The sequence below is a fragment of the Chryseobacterium sp. SC28 genome, assembly GCF_003932955.1.
In the GTDB taxonomy this organism is placed as follows: Bacteria; Bacteroidota; Bacteroidia; order Flavobacteriales; family Weeksellaceae; genus Epilithonimonas.
In genome coordinates this window covers 1-2,434 of record NZ_QOVY01000040.1, presented here as the reverse complement: position 1 = coordinate 2,434, position 2,434 = coordinate 1, and the positions used below count along the sequence as shown (strand labels likewise).

At 33.9% G+C, this 2,434-nt stretch carries 1 protein-coding gene; it reads left to right on the top strand.

What is annotated here, in order from left to right:
* Positions 1-309: 309 nt before the first annotated feature.
* A partial coding sequence (locus DTW91_RS12540; RefSeq protein WP_317126020.1) for an Eco57I restriction-modification methylase domain-containing protein occupies positions 310-2,434 on the top strand: 2,125 nt, incomplete at its 3' end.

The window sequence follows — 2,434 nt, the reverse complement described above, 5'->3', positions numbered from 1 at the left end:
TTCGAAGAAGTAAAATAATTATCGAGTAACATCATCGATTAACAATAAATTGATAAACCGCTGTAAACATAATGTTTACGGCGGTTTTTTTATTTTCAATTATTTTTGACAATGCTTGATTTTGATCTTTTTTTTATCTAATATTTGTACCGCGCGCTAATGGGTTACGATGGCTTTGAGTATTCCATTTCTTTAAACCATAATTAGTTGTTTTTTTAATTTTGAGATGCTGCTTTTACTTAAAAAGCACTACCGTAAAAGATAAATTCCATATTTTCATATCTTTACAAAAAGTTACACAATCAAAAAATGGATAAACTGATACAAAACTTCTCAATAAAATCATTATCAGGTTTTTTTAAATACAGTGCGAATTTAAAACCACAGCAAGAAGATTTAACATATATAATGGAGGATAAGGATTTTCCTGATTTTTCAGAATTGACAAGAATAGGAAATGTGGAATTCAAAAATTCTGATGAACTTATTGTATTCTCTTGCAAATATAACGGTATTTTATCTGAACGTTCTTCCAAGAAAAAACAATTTGAGATTGCAAAATTGGTTCTTAAAGAAGATTTTAAGGACGGAGCTATTTTCGTTTTTTATGATGATGCAGGAAAATTTAGATTTTCATTTATCCGAAGAAACTGGGACGGAAAAGCAGATAAGAAATATTCTTCTTGGAAGCGTTTTACCTATTTTGTATCTCCAGAAGACACCAATAAAACCTTCAAACAGAGAATTGGGAACTGTACATTCAAGGATTTGGACAGTATTCAAGATGCTTTTTCGGTTGAAAAACTAACCAAAGAATTCTACAACGATTTATTCAAATGGTATCAGTGGACGCTGAAGCCAGAGGTCGGCATTACATTCCCGAACAATACCACTACATCTGATGATGACCGTGTAAAGCTGGAAGAGCAAATGATTCGTTTAATTACACGTTTATTGTTTGTGTGGTTTATCAAACAAAAACATCTTGTACCAGACGATTTATTCAAAAAGGATAAATTGTCAGAAATCTTAAAAGATTTTAGTCCAGACAGTTTTTCCAATGGGAATTACTACAATGCCATATTACAAAACTTATTTTTTGCAACCTTGAACAAAGCTGTGACAGAAAGAGAGTTTGCAAAATTGGTGGATAAGCGTGATATTAAAACCCGATATCGTTATTCGGAAATGTTTACAATTTCCGAAGAAGAAGTCTTAAATTTATTCCGACCAATTCCGTTTTTGAACGGAGGGTTGTTTGAATGTCTTGATAAAGAAGAAAGTACCGATGGTGTAAAATATCATTTAGATGGTTTTAGCAGAAGTGATAAAAAATCTCCAAACGGAAACCTGAAGCACAGAGCATTTATTCCAAACGTTGTTTTCTTTGGCGATGACAAAAATGAAGGATTAATTCCTTTGTTGGAACGCTATAATTTTACAGTGGAAGAAAATGTGCCAAATGAAGTTCAGGTAGCATTAGATCCAGAATTGTTAGGGAATGTTTTTGAAAACTTGTTAGGCGCTTTTAACCCAGAAACACAGGAATCCGCACGTAAACAATCGGGCAGTTTCTATACACCAAAAGAAATCGTTGCTTATATGGTAGATGAAAGTCTAATCGCTTATCTGAATAATGCCTCTCCAGATTTGGAAGAAGAGCTCATTCGTCAGATTTTTGAACAGGAAAATTTACCAGAATCTTTGGCTGATGATCACGATTTATGTGAAAAAATAGCAAATACACTCCGTGCTGTAAAAATCTTGGATCCAGCTTGTGGTTCTGGAGCATTTCCTATGGGAATACTCAACCGAATGGTAGAAGTTCTTGAGAAATTAGATGCTAAAAACAAAGCATCTCATCACGATTTGAAACTGCATTTGATAGAAGAATGTATTTATGGTGTAGATATACAAACCATTGCAGCACAAATCAGCAAATTACGCTTCTTTATCTCCCTCATTGTAGAACAGGATGCAATGGATTTATCTAAACCCGAAGAAAATTATGGAGTATTAACTTTACCAAATTTAGAAACGAAATTTGTTGCAGCGAATACGTTGATTGGGATGAAAAAGAAAAAAGAAGGCGATTTCGTGAACAGTCTTTTTACCGATCCACGTATAGATGAAACCAAACACCAACTAATGGAAGTGAGAAAAGAACATTTCTATGCAAAATCTGCCTACAAGAAAAAAGAACTGAGAGATAAAGATGCACATCTAAGAGCCCAACTCTCAAAACTTTTGCAGGACAATAACGAATTTGCACCAGAAGATGCGATACAATTTTCACAATGGAATCCTTATGACCAAAATGCAAGTTCACCTTTCTTTGACCCAGAATGGATGTTTGGGTTGTCTAAAGAAAACGGTGGTTTAAATTCTGCAGACGGAGGATATTTTGATATTGTGATTGGGAATCCGCCGTATG